At 70.6% G+C, this 16175-nt stretch carries 6 protein-coding genes and 1 pseudogene; 5 read left to right on the top strand and 2 right to left on the bottom strand.

Annotated features, from left to right (window positions below):
* The first annotated feature begins 797 nt into the window (after positions 1-797).
* From U5640_RS43795 to U5640_RS43785, 3 genes and pseudogenes are all read left to right on the top strand, one after another.
* Positions 798-1817, top strand: coding sequence for an alpha/beta hydrolase family protein (locus U5640_RS43795; protein ID WP_340373781.1), 1020 nt, complete (start codon positions 798-800; stop codon positions 1815-1817).
* Between the two features lie 39 nt (positions 1818-1856).
* A complete protein-coding gene (locus tag U5640_RS43790; protein WP_340373782.1) occupies positions 1857-3104 on the top strand; it encodes a glycosyltransferase in 1248 nt (415 codons plus the stop codon).
* A gap of 71 nt (positions 3105-3175) precedes the next feature.
* Positions 3176-4173, top strand: a pseudogene (locus tag U5640_RS43785) (IS5 family transposase).
* 206 nt (positions 4174-4379) lie between these two features.
* On the opposite strand, the gene U5640_RS43780 reads toward U5640_RS43785, so the two are convergent.
* Entirely contained in the window at positions 4380-5807 is a 1428-nt protein-coding gene (locus U5640_RS43780) for an MFS transporter (RefSeq protein ID WP_340373783.1), read from the bottom strand.
* Positions 5808-6062: 255 nt separating this feature from the next.
* Here U5640_RS43780 and U5640_RS43775 point away from each other — a divergent pair, with 255 nt between their 5' ends.
* Together U5640_RS43775 and U5640_RS43770 are read left to right on the top strand one after the other, a co-directional pair.
* Entirely contained in the window at positions 6063-7802 is a 1740-nt protein-coding gene (locus U5640_RS43775) for a fatty acyl-AMP ligase (RefSeq protein ID WP_340384835.1), read from the top strand.
* 45 nt (positions 7803-7847) lie between these two features.
* Positions 7848-14585: an SDR family NAD(P)-dependent oxidoreductase gene (locus tag U5640_RS43770; RefSeq protein ID WP_340373784.1), complete on the top strand. Its 6738-nt coding sequence runs from the start codon at positions 7848-7850 to the stop codon at positions 14583-14585.
* Here U5640_RS43770 and ccrA read toward each other — a convergent pair whose 3' ends face one another.
* Positions 14586-15905: a crotonyl-CoA carboxylase/reductase gene (gene ccrA, locus U5640_RS43765; protein WP_340384848.1), complete on the bottom strand. Its 1320-nt coding sequence runs from the start codon at positions 15903-15905 to the stop codon at positions 14586-14588.
* Positions 15906-16175: the final 270 nt, after the last annotated feature.

Here is a 16175-nt window from a genome sequence, read left to right as displayed (position 1 = left end):
GGCAGCGGGGGTCCTCAGACCGGTTCCGGAGCCGGTCCTCGAGGACGAGTTGTCGCCGCGGCTGACGGTCTGGAGCAGTTGGGCGCACACGGTCGCTTCGGCGGCGAGGCCGGCCTGGGCTGCCCAGGACGGGCAAGGCGGTACGGACACGGGCGGTGGCGTTCGGCTGGAGGAGTGCGGACGCGTAGAGGGCGGCGCAGTCGAAGCCCTGGGGGCTTGGTCCCGTCCTTCCCGGTCGAGCAGCCGCAGGGGTGATGCGGTGGGGTTCGCCCGGTGCGGGTCGGCGTGGGCTGTGGTCCGGCAGGGCACGGCCGGGGCCGGGAGGCCCACGAACTCGGGGATGGCGCGGTTCGGGTAGTGCTCGCGCACGGTGACGCGGTCGGTGCTGGTAGCCGAGCGCTTCTGCAGTGTCCCTGCGGGCGCTTGCCACCAGGAGTCGGGCAGATCCGGGTCCTGGCGCGGGATCGGGTCGTCGGACAGGACCGGCTCATCGACGCGGGCCGACAGCCGCGCCCGGTAGGCAGTGCCGTGGTCGGAATCATCGTGCACCCCGCAGGAGTGCGGGCCGACGCCCGTGGAGGTGGCCGAGGGCATGCTGGGTGCCCGTGGCGATACCCGTGCCGTGCTGGAGGTGCTCACAGCGTGGTGGGAGGTTGATTTCCGTGCCCGTGCGGTGTGTCAGATGGTAGTCGATTGCCCGTTTCGGCATGGTGGGTGCGTCCATGTGCGGGGGCTCTGTCAAGGAAGCAGCAGAGCGTCGCCCTGGCGACCCTCCCCGGCAAGGAGCCCTCGACTCGATGTCATTCACCGTCACATCCTGGTCGTCCCCTGCATCCGGCGTCGTGCGTTGTTTCGCCTCCGTGCTGGCCGTCGTCGCCTCTTTGGTCGCTGCGGTGGTTCCTGCCCACGCGCACGGCCCGGGCAATGCGCCACGGGCCGCGGACGGCGATGCGAGCATTGCGTCGGTCAAGCAGATCGATGAACGCACGCAGGACATCATGGTTCACTCGCCTGCGATGCATTCCTCCATCCCGGTCAGAGTCATCCTGCCCAAGAATTGGAACTCGGAAAAGGAAGCGAAATTCCCTGTCCTTTACATGCTGCACGGCGGGGACGACAATTACACGTCCTGGACTCGCGAGACAGACGTCGAAGAACTCGCCAGGAAGTCTGATGTGCTGGTCGTCATGCCCGACGGCGGGAAATTCGGTTACTACAGCGACTGGCATGCAGGGACGCACAACTGGGAGACGTTCCACACGAAAGAACTCGTTCGGCTCATGGAGAAGGAATATCGCGCCAGTTCCGCCCGTGCGATCATGGGGCTTTCCATGGGAGGGTTCGGGGCCCTCAACTACGCGGGGCGGCATCGGGGGATGTTCCGGTACGTGGCTGCGATGAGCTCGTACGTGGACCTCAACGAACCGTCGGTGCGCCTCACCCTGCAACTGGGTTCGCAGAGGGACGGCATCGACATCAAGGACGTCTGGGGCGATCCGGTGCGCGACTTCGGCGTCTGGCAGGACCACAACCCTGCCGCGATGACCAGGGCGTTCCGCGGGACGCGCGTTCACCTCTCCACGGGTGACGGAACAGTGGGCCCGTTGGACGCGGGGCGGCCGCTGGACGTCCTGCTCGTCGGTTCCGTGGCCGAGACGGTGCTCCCCGAGCAGACCAGGCGATTCGCCTCCGCGCTGCGGTCGGCGGGCGTGACGACCACCACGCACATCTATCGGCCCGGTACCCACTCCTGGCCGTACTGGCAGCGAGAACTGCACGCGGTCTGGCCCACGGTGACGCGGGTTCTCGACCAGTAGACGGCCGCTGGAACCGCCCTTTGGGGAGAGGTCATCGATATGGGGCAGCCAACGGTGATGATTTTCGCCGGCGGATCCCGGGGAGACGTTCAGCCCTGTCTGGCGCTCGGGCAGGCGCTGCTCCGTCAGGGGATTGCCGTGCGCGTGCTCGCCAGCATGCGTTACGAGGATCTGGCCGCGGAGGCCGGGGTCCGGTTCCATCCGCTGCCGGTCGACCCGGCGGCCGTCATCGAATCCGTTGCGGGACAGGAACTTCTTTCCGGCCGGAAAGGCCCGGTTTCTTTCATCCGCAGGATGAACCGGGTGCTTCGGCCGTGTGTCGAAACGATCCTGGAGCAGGCCCAGGCCTGTGCTCGGGGGGCCGACCTCGTCCTGGCCCCGACGCTGGGTCTGTTCGGTGTTCATCTGAGCCAGAGTCTCGGTGTGCCGCATGCGGTGATGCATTTTCAGCCGAGCCAGCCCACCGGGGCCTTCCCGCATCCTTTCGTTCCCGCCAGAACGCTGGGCAGTCTCGGAAACCGGGCCAGCTACGACGTGGTCGACATCGGCACCTGGCTCTTGTCCCGCCGTTACCTCAATCGCTGGCGTGCCGAGGAGAGGGGATTGCCGCCCATGCCCCTGCTGTCCCCTCTCCGCGCCAGCCGCCGCGCCACCGTGCTCTGTGCCTTCAGCCCGACGGTGGTCGAGCGCCCGGCCGACTGGGGTCCGAACGTCCACGTCACGGGTTTCTGGAGCTTCGAGCGGCCCGGGTGGACTCCCCCGCACCGGCTGCGCGCGTTCCTCGGTGCCGGCTCGCCACCGGTGTACGTGGGATTCGGCAGTATGCGAACCCCCGACCCGCACCGCACGGACCGCAGCGTCCGCGCGGCTCTCAGGCGGGCCGGGCTGCGCGGCGTACTCGCCGGCGATCCGGCGACGAGTGAGGACGACATGCTGGTCGTCTCCGACACTCCGCACGAGTGGCTGTTTCCCAGGATGGCCGCGGTCGTCCATCACGGGGGCGCGGGTACCGCCTTCACGGCGCTTCGGGCCGGTGTGCCTTCCATGGCCTGCCCGTTCTTCGGCGACCAACCGTACTGGGGCGCACGCATCCACCGGCTGGGGGCGGGCCCGCGCCCCCTGCCTGCCCGGGACCTGACCGCTTCGGAGCTTGCTCAGCGGCTGACGGCACTTACGGGGAGCACCGTGTACGCGGATGGCGCGCAGCGGCTCGGCGACGCGCTGCGGGCAGAGGACGGCGCCGGCCGTGCCTGCCGCGTCCTGGAGCGGACTCTGTGCCGCCGCTAGGGAGCGTATTGGGTCGTGATCAATCTTCGTTCTGTCCGTGGGGCGGGGCCTGGACTGGTAGACCTTCTTGGATGACTCGCGTGCAACTGACGGATGCGGAGTGGGAGTTCATCGAGCCGTACCTGCCGATTGGCGAGTACGGCCCGTACCCCGAGCGGCTGCGGCAGCAGTTCGAGGGCGTGATCTGGCGGTTCAAGGCGGGCGGCCAGTGGCGGGAGATGCCGACAGAGTTCGGCGCCTGGTCGACCGTCCACAACCGTTTCCGGCAGTGGCGTGATGCCGGAGTCTTCGAGGCCCTGCTGGAGGGCCTGATCGCGGAAGCCGCGAAGCGCGGTGAGGTGGACCTGTCCCTGGTCAGCATCGACTCCACCACCGCCCGGGCCCACCACGACGCGGCCGGCATGCACCTGGAGGAGGAGGTCCTCATCGCTTTGGAGAAGGCTGCCACCGAAGCGGAGAAGGCCAGGTCAAAGGGGGTGACTGCGACGAACAAACCGGGCAGGGGAACGAAAGCAACCCCGAGCGGGAAGAGCGACAGCGCATCCGGCGTCGGCACAAACTCCGGCTGAAGGCCGCCCTCCTCGGACGCTCCCGGGGTGGGCAGACCAGCAAGATCCATGTCGCCGGCGACCGGAAGTGCCGCCCGCTGGCCTTCATCCTGACCGCGGGCCAGGCCGCCGACAGCCCGCAGTTCATCCCCGTGCTGGGGAAGGTGCGGGTGCGTGGGCCTGCCGGCCGCCCCCGCACCCGGCCGGGCGCAGTCGCCGGGGACAAGGCGTACTCGTCCCGCGGCAACCGCGCCCACCTGCGTAAACGCCGTATCAAGGCGGTCGTCCCGGAGAAGAGGGACCAGGCCGCCAACCGGCAGAAGAAGGGCTCCAGAGGCGGCCGAGTCAGCCACGACGCTGATCTCTACAAGGAGCGGAACACCGTCGAGCGGCTGATCAACAAGCTCAAGGCCTGGCGAGGCATCGCTACGCGGTACGACAAGACACCCGCCAGCTACCTCGCCGGCCTTCACCTCCGCGGCTCGATGATCTGGCTCAGAGAGCTCACCCGGACCACCTAATGATCACAACGCAATACGCTCCCTAGTGCGGTGACCGGAAAGGTTTGCCGGGAAGCTCGCGGCGTCCGGTGCGGTGCATCGCACGGCCAAGCGTCGCCCGCGTGCCGGATGTTCTCGGGGGATGCAGACTACGCGGCGAGGTGCCGTGCCGGGCGTCGCGGGCCGGTGGACCTGTCCGGTCGCGGCACTCGGCTCGCGCGGGGGCTTCAGGAGTCGACGAGTGTCTTCCTCGTCGCCCGGGGAGAGCTGCGCAGCGCCCACAGCGCTACTGGTGCACCGGCCCCCACCAGCACGGCGGCGACGCACAGGCCGGCCTGGTAGCCCGTCGCGAATGCCTGGCCGTTCACGGCTCCCCCGGCCGCGAAGGACTTCTCGACGAAGGTGACGACCGCGCCCACCAGCACGATGCCGAACACACCGGACAGCTCCCGTGCCGCGCTGAAGAGGCCCGCGGCGAAGCCCGACAGGTGGCCGGGAGACGCCCCTAGCGCCCTGGTGGTCAGGGGCAGGGCCAGTGCGGAGCCCGTCCCCACGGTCGTCAGCCCCGGAAGGAGGGCGAGCAGAGTGCCTCTGCGGCTGCCCGCCGCGACGAGCAGCAGTCCTGCGGCAACCAGCAGCAGACCCGAGGAAGCGACCCGGGCGTCTCCCCACCGCCGGGCGAGCGCGCCGACGAAGGGTGCGGTGACGAACAGCGCGCAGACCACCGGGGTGAAGGTCAGGCCGGCTTTCGTCGGGCTGAGCCCGAGGCTGTTCTGCAGGAACTGCGAGGTGTAGAAGTACACCCCGCTCACGCCCAGGCCCCACAGGAGCTGGGTGACGACTCCGCCCGCGAAAGCGCGCCGGTGCAGCAGCAGGACCAGGGCGGGGCTGCGCCCGGGCCGTCTGATGCAGCGGAGCGTCAGCAGGCCTGTTGCGGCAACGGTCCCGGAGAGCATGACCGACGGCTTGGTGAATCCGTAGCTCGGTCCCTGGATCAGGAAATAGGCGAGGGCGGCCAGGGACAGGCAGGCCAGTGCGATCATGTGGTGCGGGACTGCGGCGGCCGGCCGGGGGCGGGCGCGCCCGGTGCGCCGCGGTGCTCCGGGAATCGCCGCGGCGCCGATGGCGAAGCCGGCCAGCCCGAGGGGAATGTTCAGGGTGAAGAGCCACTCCCATCCGAGCTGCTGCGTCACCACGCCGGAGATCACGGGTCCGAAGGCGAGTGCGGACGCCATCGTGGCCGATGTCGCGCCGAACGCGAGGGTGCGCACCCGGGGCGGCACGTCGAGCGTCATGACGGCCAGCGAGGACGGCAGGATGAACGCGGCGCCGGCGCCCTGCAGGGCGCGGAAGCAGACGAGCATCGTTCCGGTGGCCGACAGGGCGCAGCAGACCGAGGACAGGGTGAAGGCCGCCACACCGGTGAGCAGTGCCCAGCGCCGGCCCTTCGTGTCCGTGAGTTGCCCGGCCATCAGCAGAAGGCTGGCCAGCGTCAGCGGATATGCGGTGGCGACCCATTTCACGTCTGTTTCTGACAGTGCGAGTTCGTGACGCATCTGCGGCAGGGCCACGTTCACGATTGAGCCGTCGAGGGCCGTCAGAAATGTGGAGAGAACAGCAGTCGACACGACGCTGAGGACGCGCAGCCGGCTCATGGTTTCCTCCCGAGGTGCGATACCCCGGCTTGGGGAGAAATCATGTGTGTGGACTGTAGGCCTGTCCCACTGCGCAGCCTGGCCTTCGTGTGCGGCACCGGCGTGTCACTGGAATATGCGACATCTCCGTGTTTCGCTGTGCCATCGATGCCCCGGCGAAGCGCGGCCCGTCAACGACCCTGCTGGGAGCCGGACCCCGCGAAGGCAGGGCAGAGCGCGCCACTCTTGCCTGCTGAATGAAGGTTTGGTGAACACGTGCCGTCACTGGTGACTGAAACCCTCGGCCACAATCTCGCCCATGTCGCGGCTCTCACCCCGGACGAAACAGCCGTCACCTTTGTGGACTACGGGGCCGGCTCCGGTGAGGTCACCTCGCTGACCTGGAAGCAACTCGAAGAACGGGTCCGTACCGCTGGGGCAGGAATTCGGAGATTCTGTGCCAGTGGTGAGAGAGTCGCGGTCGTTGCTCCGCAAAGCCTGGAATACGTGGTCGGCTTCCTCGCGGCGGCGTGTTCGGGTGCCATCGCCGTGCCTCTGTTCCTGCCTTCTCTGCCAGGACATGAGGAGAAGCTCGCGGCGGTTCTGAAGGACGCGGCTCCCGCACTTCTTCTGACGGTCGAAGAGCAGCGCTCTTCTCTCCTGGAGTACTGCGCGCAGCAGGGAATCGCCCCCGCCTGCCGTATCGTTACGGAGACGGATCTGCGGAACTCCGCTGCGGGTTCCGGTTCCGTGTTCGACGGTCTCGATCCGCACGGCGTGGCATACCTGCAATACACATCGGGCTCCACCCGTATTCCGTCGGGTGTGGAGATCACCCATGCCAATGTGTGCTCCAACGCCCGTCAGGCGCTCGAGGCGTACGACCTGGGCCGAGGCCGCAACTGCACGGTGGGATGGCTGCCGCTCTACCACGACATGGGGCTCGTGCTGGCCGTCGCCCTGCCGGTCCTCGGTCATCTGCCCTCCGTCCTCATGGACCCGCTGGCGTTCATCCAGCAGCCGGCACGCTGGCTGCAGTTGCTGTCGCGGTACCCCGGTGCGCTGACCGCGGCGCCCAATTTCGCCTACGACTACTGTCTGCAGCGCATGGACGAGAAGGACCGCGCCGGTCTCTCGCTGGGATCGGTCGCGGCGATGGTCAACGGCAGCGAACCCGTCTCGGCTCGCACGCTCGAGCGTTTCCAGACGGCGTTCGCGTCCGCGGGCATGAGGCGTACGACCATGCGTCCCTCGTACGGGCTGGCGGAGGCGACCGTGTTCGTCTGTGCTTCGCCCGTCGGGGAAGAACCCACCGTCGCGTCCTTCGACAGGGAGGCTCTGGGGCGCGGGATCGCCCGTGCCGTCGACACCGCGGAGGAGGGGACGGCCGTCGAAGTGGTGGCATGCGGCCGCACGACCGGTCAGGAGGCGGCGATCGTCGATCCGGCGACGTGCCGGCGCCGCCAGGACGGGCTGATCGGTGAGATCTGGCTCCGCGGCCCCAATGTCGGCCGCGGCTACTGGGGCCGTGAGCAGGAGAGCGCGGCCGCGTTCGGCGCGGTCGTCGAGGGCGAGGACGCCGGCACGGCGTGGCTGCGCACCGGGGACCTGGGGGTGTGGCACGACAAGCAGCTCTACGTCACGGGACGGCTGAAGGACCTGGTGATCATCGATGGGACCAACCACTATCCGCACGACATCGAGGAGACGGTCCACCAGGCGCATCCGGTCATCCGCCCCCACTACGTCGCCGCGTTCGCCGTGTCCGCTCCCGAGGGCGAGCGGCTGGTCGTCGTGGCGGAACACGGACGGGACGTGGACCCCGGGCGGATCGCGCCGGCGGAGGTGACGCGTGCGGTGCGCAGCGCGGTCGCCGCTCGGCACGGCGCGGCGGTGCACGACTTCGTTCTCGTGGCGCCCGGCAGCATCCCTCACACGACCAGCGGCAAGGTGGCCCGTAGTGCATGCCGGGAGCAGTACCTGACGAACGCTTGGACCACCACCAGCGAGGCGTAGGCGTACGCCCCGGGGCATCGCGAGAGCGCGGGCAAGGAGAGACAGATGGAAGCGGACAGGGAAGCAACCGGGGCATCCGGGCGGCGGCCGGTCCCGCCCGGTGAACTGCGGGCAGTTCTGCGCCAGCTCATCACTGATGCCTGCGGGGTGCCGGAGGAGGAGATCGACGATCTCCGTCCTCTCGTGGACTACGGGCTGACGTCGCGTGCTGCCGTCTCTGTGGCGGGCCGGCTGGAACACGTACTGGATGTGTCGCTGCCCGCCACACTGTTGTGGGAGACCCGGACGATCGAGCAGCTCGTGCGGCGGCTGGGCGCGGTCGAGGACGTGTCGTGGGAAGAGCGGCGCGAAGACGAACGGCAGTCGCAGGGACGTGATCCCCTCGCTCTTGCGGCTGCCGTTGCCGATGACGGCGGCTCTCCCGGCGGGCCCTCCCGGGAGGCGCACCCCGTCGCTGTGATCGGCCTCGGCTGCCGGCTGCCGGGAGGGGTGAGCGGCCCGGAGGCGTTCTGGAAGCAGCTCGTGGCGGGGAGGGACTTCGTCGGTGCGGTGCCCGCCACGCGCCGGCGGGCGTTCGGGTCCGGTGCTCTGTTCGGTACGTCCGTCGAAGAGGTCGTGGGAGAGGGTTCCTTTCTCGACGACGTCGAGGCCTTCGACGCGGACTACTTCGGCATCACCCCGCGTGAGGCGGAAGTGATGGATCCGCAGCAGCGCCTGCTCCTGGAGGTGGCCTGCGAAGCCCTGGACCATGCCGGCCGGCCGGCTCATTGCGTCGAGGGAAGCGACACCGGGGTGTTCGTGGGTCTCAGTGCCCTCGAGTACGGCCACCTCACCACGGCGGATCCCTTGCGCCTCACTCCGTGGACCAGCACCGGTGCGGCGGGAAGCATCGCCGCCAACCGGCTGTCCTATCTGCTCGACCTGCACGGCCCGAGTGTGACCGTCGACACGGCCTGCTCGTCCTCGCTGGTAGCGGTGCACCAGGCGTGCGTGAGTCTGAGCCGGGGCGAGTGCGACACCGCTCTGGCGGCAGGGACGAACGTGCTGCTGCTGCCGGCCGTCACGGCGTCGTTCGAGCAGGCCGGGGCGCTGGCGGCGGACAGGCGGTGCAAACCGTTCGACGCGGCGGCGGACGGCATCACACGGGGCGAAGGGTGCGCGGTCGTCGTCCTGAGGCGGCTCGCCGACGCACAGCGCGACGGTGACCGGATCCTGGCCGTCATCAAAGGCACGGCGGTCAACAGCGACGGCCGCTCGGCCGGCCTGATGGCACCCAATCCGGCGGCGCAGGAGGACCTCCTGCGCAGGGCCCTGGGCCGTGCTCGCGTCGACGCCGGCAGCATCGACTACGTCGAGACGCACGGGACCGGCACGCTCCTGGGCGATCCCATGGAGGCCGGCGCGCTCGGCGCCGTCATGGGCCGGGGCAGGCCCGCCGGTCAACCGCTGCTCATCGGCTCGGTGAAGAGCAACCTGGGCCATCTCGAGGGGGCGGCGGGGATCGTCGGCCTGATGAAGACCGTGCTCGCGCTGCACCACCGCCGGATCCCGCAGAATCTGCACTTCCGCACGCCCAACCCGCACATCGACTTCACCGGCCTCCGGCTGCGCGTGGTCTCGGCCCCCACGGCCTGGCCCGAGCGGGAGGGGCACCCTCCCCGGGCCGGGGTGTCGGCCTTCGGTTTCGGGGGCACCAACGCCCACGCCGTGCTCGAGGCGGCACCCGCCGCCCCCTGCGCGGTGTCCGCGGAGGCGGAAGACGTCACGGCGGGGTCCCGGAGCCCCCATGTGCTGGTCGTGTCGTCGCGGTCCGGACACCGCATCGCGGACGCGGCCGCCGGGCTGGCCCGGCTGGCGGCTTCGGACCACGCGCCGCCCCTGAGGGACCTCGCGCACACGCTCGCCCTCCACCGCAGGGGTCACACGTGTGCCGCCGTCACCGCACGCACCCATGAGGAGGCGGCCCGCCTGCTGGCGGCTGTCGCCCGCGGGGAGGACGGCCCGGGAATCGTCGCACCGTGCACCGACCGGCCCGCGGTGCGGGCGTCGGAAAGCCGCCGGCCCGTCTTCGTCTTCTCGGGTCACGGCTCCCAGTGGCGGGGGATGGGGTGGCGCCTGCTGCAGGAGGACGCACTGTTCGACGCCGCGGTGCGGGACCTCGACCCGGTCTACGCGGAGGCGACCGGTCACTCCCTGCGGAGCCTGCTCGACGGTTCGTCGGGCGCCGGTGTGGACCACGTCCAGCCCCTGCTGTTCGGTATGCACCTCGCGCTGGCCCGGACCCTGGAGGCGTACGGCGTGCACCCGGCCGCCGTGATCGGGCACTCCGTCGGGGAGGTGAGCGCGGCGGTCGCTGCCGGTGCGCTCAGCGCGGCCGACGGTCTGCTCGTCGTTCTGCGGCGGTCGGCGCAGCTGGCCGCCGTCGACACCGGGGGCGCCGGCGCGATGGCGGCGGTCGAACTGGACGTCGAGGAACGGGCGTCGGTCCTGGTGCGGTTCCCCGGTGTCGAGATCGCCGTGCACTCCTCTCCCCGCAGATGCACGGTGACGGGCCCGGCCCAGGGGGTGCGCCGTCTGGTCGACGAACTGGCCGCCGAGGGCCGGCTGGCCCGGCTTTTGGACGTGGGCGGAGCGGGACACTCCCCGGCAGTGGACGCCGTCGTACCGGCGCTGCGTGAGGCTCTGGGCGCGCTTCGTCCGGGCCGGGCCGAGGTGCCGTGGTACACCACGGTCCTCGACGATCCGCGAGCCACCGTCCACGCCGACGCCGACTACTGGTGCGCCAACGTCCGCCGTCCGGTACGTCTGCAGCAGGCCGTCGACGCCGCCGTGGCGGACGGCCTCGATCTCTTCGTGGAGGTCTCCCCCCATCCCATCGCTGTTGTCGCCGTGCGGGAAACCGTCGAGGCGGCCCGGGGCGCCTCGCACGCGGTGGTCGTGCCCACCCTGGACAGGCGGGGGGACGAACCGGTCGACCTGCGCACCGCGCTCACCCGGCTGCACTTCGCGGGGGCGGGTGCGGACGAGAGCCGTCTGTGGCCCGCGGGTGCTCGCGTCGCGCTCCCCAGTCCGGCCTGGCGCCATGGTCGCTACTGGTTCGGCCGTGGGGGTGCCGCGGGTCCCCGCGGGGTGTCGGGCCGGAGCCTGCTCGGGGTGCGCACCGACGATCCGCGGACGGACGCCGTCCTGTGGCAGACCGACCTCGGTGCGTGCGGCATGCACGCCTTCGAACGTCCCCTCCACGGACAGCCGGTGCTCAACCTGGCCGCGGCCGCCGCCCTTGTGACGGCGGCTGCCGTGGAGGTCCAGGGGCACGACGCCGTGACGGACCTGTGCCTGGACGACCTCGTCGTCGAGGCGTGGCTTCCCCTGGGCACGAGCACGCCCGTCACCGTCGTGTGGGAACCCGCCGGGGAGCGTGCGGCCGTCACGGTCAACGCCCGTGCCGCGGACGGCAGCTGGCGCTGCCACGCGTCGGCGCAGGTCGACACCCGCCCCCCGGCGGCGCGGGGGGACGTCTTGGGCGCGGATGCGCCGCCGGTCGTCGTCGGCCGATGGGCCCCTGCCGAGACCGAGGCCGCAGCCGTGGCCGGCGAGGGGGTTGTGCCGGGGTACGAGGCCCTCCTCACGGCGCTTCTGTACGCGCCGGCCCAGGGCGGGGCGGACACGGCACCGGGGGCGCCGCTCGGCGCTGCGTCCCCCCACACCGTCCCTGTCGCCGTGCGCCGTCTGCGTATCCGGCACCTCACGGCTGCCGAGCCGGTCACCATCGAGGCTTTCCCGGCGGCACCGGGGCCCGGGCGGGCCGGGAGCGGCCCGGACGCGGACCCGGTCTGGGACGTCGTGGCACGCGGAACGCGGACCTGCATCACCGCCCGGGGCGTGGAACTGCGTTCCCCCGGCCCGGGCGAGATCCGCAGGCCGCTCGAAGCGCTCAGCTACGACATCCAGTGGCAGAAGTCTGCCGTTCCGCTTCCCGAAGAGCTCGGCAGCGTCCTTCTTCTGGCAGACGGGCCCGCGGCCGGCGACGGCGACGGCGGGGTGGCCGCTCTGGGCGCGGCGCTGCGCGGGAAGGGGGTGCGGACCGCGGTCTGTGCGAGCTCCTCCGCCGACACGGCACGATGTCTCGAGGACTGGCTGGAGCGTACGGGTCAGGACGGCAGGCGGGCCGCGGTGCTGCTGCTGACCGGCCCGCCGGCCGGTGCCGGCGACGCCCGTGCGCTGCACACGGCCGTCAGGATCGCGCGACGGCTCGTGTCCGGCGTGCCCGGAGGGCGCCAGCCACGGCTGTGGATCGTCACCGAGCGGGCCCGGGCCGTGAACCCGGGAGAGACGGGGGAGCCGAACCTGGCCTGTCTGCGCGGCCTGGTACGCGCGCTGGCTCTGGAGCACCCCACCTTGCGGGCAAGCCTGGTGGACCTCGACGGCTCGCTCGGATCGGGCGAGGAACTCCTTCAGGAGCTGTTGGGCAACAGCCCCGAGGACGAGGTCGTCTGGAGGACGGGGAGCAGGCTCGTCGCCCGCCTCGCTCCCGCCGAGCTGACGGCGCAGCAGTACGAGATCCCCTTCGTCCGCCGGAAGGGTGCCTACATCGTCACGGGTGGCCTCACGGGGCTCGGGCTGGCGACGGCTCGCCGCCTGGCCGGACAAGGAGCGGGCCGGCTTGTCCTCAACGGCAGGCGGCCGCCCGCGCCGCAGGCCCAGGAGGTCATCGGTGAGCTGCTCGCCCACGGGACCTCGGTCGCCGTCGTGCGGGGAGACATCGCCGACCCGGGGGTGGCTCCGCGTCTGGTGGAGGCAGCGCTCGGCGAGGGCCACGAGCTGCGCGGCGTCGCCCACTGCGCGGGCCTTCTCCACGACCGGATGCTCACCGACGTCGAGGCCGACGACATCGACACCGTGCTCCGTCCGAAGGTGACCGGCGCACTGCGCCTGGAGGAGGCGCTGGACGGCCACGACATCGACTGGCTGGTGTTCTACAGTTCGGCGGCCGCGCTGCTCGGCTCCCCCGGCCAGTCGGCCTACGCCGCCGCCAACGCGTGGCTGGACGCCATGGCGCAGCGCCGCAGGGCCGAAGGGAAACCGGCCGTGTCCATCGGGTGGGGGCCCTGGAGCGAGACCGGTGGCGTTCGCGCCGGCCGGGCCATGGCGCTGCGGTCCCTGACCATGAGCGAGGGGCTGGACGCCCTGCAGACCCTCGTCGTCCACCATCGGACGCACACGGGTGTGGCTCACTTCGACACCGAACGGGTGCTGGGGGCGTTTCCGGGGGTGTCCGACATCCCGTTCTTCGCGGACTGCTTCCAGGACGGCGGCGCCCCGGCGGACGACTGGGTGGGTCCCGACGGCATCGGGGCGCTCGGTGACGGTGCCGCCGGGAAGGTCTACCAACGGCTGGTCGAGCGGACCGCCACGCTCATGGGCTTGGGTGCGGCGGACATCGACCGGTCGGTGCCGCTTCCCGAACTCGGCCTCGATTCGCTGATGGCGGTGCGTGTCCGCAACGCCGCCCGGCAGGACTTCGCCATCGATCTGCCGCCGGATCTCATGCTGCGGGGCGCGTCGCTCGAGGAGATCGGCGAGGCCGTCCTCGAACGCCTCGGGCTCGAGCGGGACGGGGGGCAACCGCCCGGCGCACCGGCGAAGGAGACGGTGCAAGAGGCGAGCGCGCCTTCGCTGCCCGTGCTGCCGTCCTCGATCCAGCCCCGGGACGCCGCCGAGCGCCTGGTGGCCGGGGCCTGGGCCGAAGTACTGGGCACCCGCCCGGCAGACGTGTTCACCGACTTCGCCTCGGCGGGCGGGGACCGGCGCTGGGCCGGGAGTCTCCTCGAGGCGATCCGCGGCCGTCTGGCGGGAGCCCCCCTGGATCTCACGGCGGAGTCGTTGTTCGCGGCGCGGACGCCGGCCGGCATGGCGGAGCTGATCCGGCCGGCGGTCAACCCGGCCGGCAGGTCCCCCGTCACCGTCCTGCGGCCCCCCTGCGCGGGCTCCGGCGGGCGCCCGCTGTTCACCTTCCACCCGGCCGGCGGCCCGACGTCGGTCTACCGGCCGCTGACTCAGCTCCTGCCCTCCGACCAGGCCGTGTACGGCATGGAGCGGCTCGACGGTGTGGACACGATGGAGGAGAAGGCGGCGCACTACGTCCGCCTCATCAGGGAGCTGCAGCCCGCCGGGCCCTACCGGCTGCTCGGCTGGTCGTTCGGTGGCTGTCTCGCCTACGAGTCGGCCCGGCAACTGGCCGAGGCGGGCGAGCAGGTCGGCTTTCTCGGCCTCATCGACACGATCCTGCCGGCCGCGCTTCCCGACCTCGACTCCGAGGAGATGCTCCTCGAACGGTTCGGACGATTTGCCGAGTACATCGAGAAGACCTACGGGAGGAAACTGCAGCTGCCCTACGACGAGCTTGCGGCGACCCCCGACGAGCGGCAGATCGATGTCGTCATGCGCCTGGTGGCCGAGGTGGGTCTCGACATGAGCCCGGGAATCATGGAGCACCAGCGGACGTCGTACATCGACGCGAGAGTCGGCGAGCGCTACACGCCGCGGCCCACCGACGCGCATGTGGTGCTGTACCGGGCCCAGCAGGCGCAGCCCCTGACCACTGCTCTGGACCCGCGGTATCTGAGGTCGGAGGCGGATCTCGGCTGGGCGCCGCTGTGCCCGTCACTGGAGATCGTCCCGGTGGAGGGCGACCATCTCTCCCTCATCGATCCGCCGCATGTGGCCGCCATCGCGCGGCATCTCGTGAGGAGACTCGCAGGGGCGGCCGGCCGGGGGGAGTAGTCAGCCGCGGAAGGCGTGCAGCCGCTTGTCGTCGATCCGGGACCGTGCGCCCGGATCGGTGACACCCAGCCCGGGCCGGGGCGCGAGGCACAGCACTCCCACCTTGCCGATGTGCTGGTTGGTCTGCACGCTTCGCGCGGCGGCCGCGACGTCGTTCAGCGGGTAGGTCCTGGACAGGGTGGGCACCAGGTGGCCCAGGGCGAGGAGCCGGTTGACCTCCCACTGCTCGTGGAGGTTGGCGCCGTGGCTGCCGATGATCCGCTTCAGGCGCATCCAGAGGTACCTGTTGTCGTAGAGGTGTTCGTAGCCTGTGCTCGATCCGCAGGTGATGATGGTGCCTCCGCGCCGGGCGAGGAAGACGGATGCGGCGAATGTCTTCTGGCCGACGTGCTCGAAGACGATGTGCGGGTCCTCTCCGACAGCCGCGCGGATGGCCTTTCCCATTGTCTTCCAGCCTTCCGGCCGCTGCAGAAGTGTGGGGTCTCCCCCGTCGATGTCGGTGCGGTTGATGACCGCTTCGCAGCCCAGTGTTCTCAGTACGCTCGCCTTCTCGGCGGAATTGACGACGCCCACGGGGATGCCCCCGCCGTTGAGGACGAGCTGAACGGCGTAGGCGCCCAGGCCGCCCGTCGCGCCCCAGACGAGGACGACGTCTCCCTGCTTCATCCGCGCGCCGCGTTCGCTGACCAGCATGCGGTAGGCGGTGCTCGCACACAGCGGGTTGACCGCCGCCTCCTCCCAGCTCAGAGCGGCGGGTTTCGGCATCAGCTGGCTGGCCCGTACGACGGCGTAGTGGGCCAGCCCGCCGAAGTTGGTCTCGAAGCCCCAGGCCTTCTGTCCCTCACCGAGCATCCCGTCCCGATGGGTGTCATGGTCCTGTTCGTCGACGTAGGCGGGTGAAATCACGACGTGGTCGCCCACTTTCCACTTGCGTACGGACGATCCCGTGCGGACGACGACTCCTGAAGCGTCGGAACCGACGACGTGGTAGGGGAGGTCGTGACGTGCCTCCCAACCGCCGTTCCTGCCCAGCTGCCGCAGGAACTGGAAGGTGGGAACCGGCTCGAACATAGCGGTCCATACCGTGTTGTAGTTGATGGAGCTCGCCATGACAGCGACCAGTGCCTCGTCGGGCGCCAGCTCCGGCATGGGTACCTGATCGACGAGAAGGGACTTGCGCACGTCCTTGTCTTCCACGGACCGGAAGATGTCGGTGTCTTCCTTTCGGACCACGGCCGCGGGGAAATAGTCCGGCAGGGGAAGGGACTCCAGGACCGCAGCATCGGCACCGGCGAGGACCGCATCGGACAGGGACTGCATCATGACTCCTTTGTCGGACACTCAGGCGTTCACTGTGGCTGCTCTCCAGCAAGCATTTACTTCGCCGGTCACGCAACCGCAGGAGCCGGCCGCAGGGCGGGCGCCGAACGGAAGAACGCGGGTCGGAGCTTCGCTTTCCCTCCGTCTGCGTCCCTGCCGCTGCCTCGAAGGGAGCAGTGCGCGGCGTCCGCGGCCGGCCCGTGGCCGCGGACGCCGCCGGTTCCTGCAGGCACCGCGGCCCGGGACCGCCGCTCTTGACCCAGTTGGCGC

The organism is Streptomyces sp. SS7 (genome assembly GCF_037993025.1).
Classification (GTDB): Bacteria; Actinomycetota; Actinomycetes; order Streptomycetales; family Streptomycetaceae; genus Streptomyces.
This window is presented reverse-complemented; position numbering and strand designations above follow the sequence as displayed.

Bases quoted from the DNA above. Each gene is read 5' to 3' on its own strand.
- U5640_RS43795 (WP_340373781.1), top strand. From the start codon at position 798: ATGTCATTCACCGTCACATCCTGGTCGTCCCCTGCATCCGGCGTCGTG.
- U5640_RS43790 (WP_340373782.1), top strand. From the start codon at position 1,857: ATGGGGCAGCCAACGGTGATGATTTTCGCCGGCGGATCCCGGGGAGAC.
- U5640_RS43770 (WP_340373784.1), top strand. From the start codon at position 7,848: ATGGAAGCGGACAGGGAAGCAACCGGGGCATCCGGGCGGCGGCCGGTC.
- ccrA (WP_340384848.1), bottom strand. From the start codon at position 15,905: ATGCAGTCCCTGTCCGATGCGGTCCTCGCCGGTGCCGATGCTGCGGTC.
- U5640_RS43780 (WP_340373783.1), bottom strand. From the start codon at position 5,807: ATGAGCCGGCTGCGCGTCCTCAGCGTCGTGTCGACTGCTGTTCTCTCC.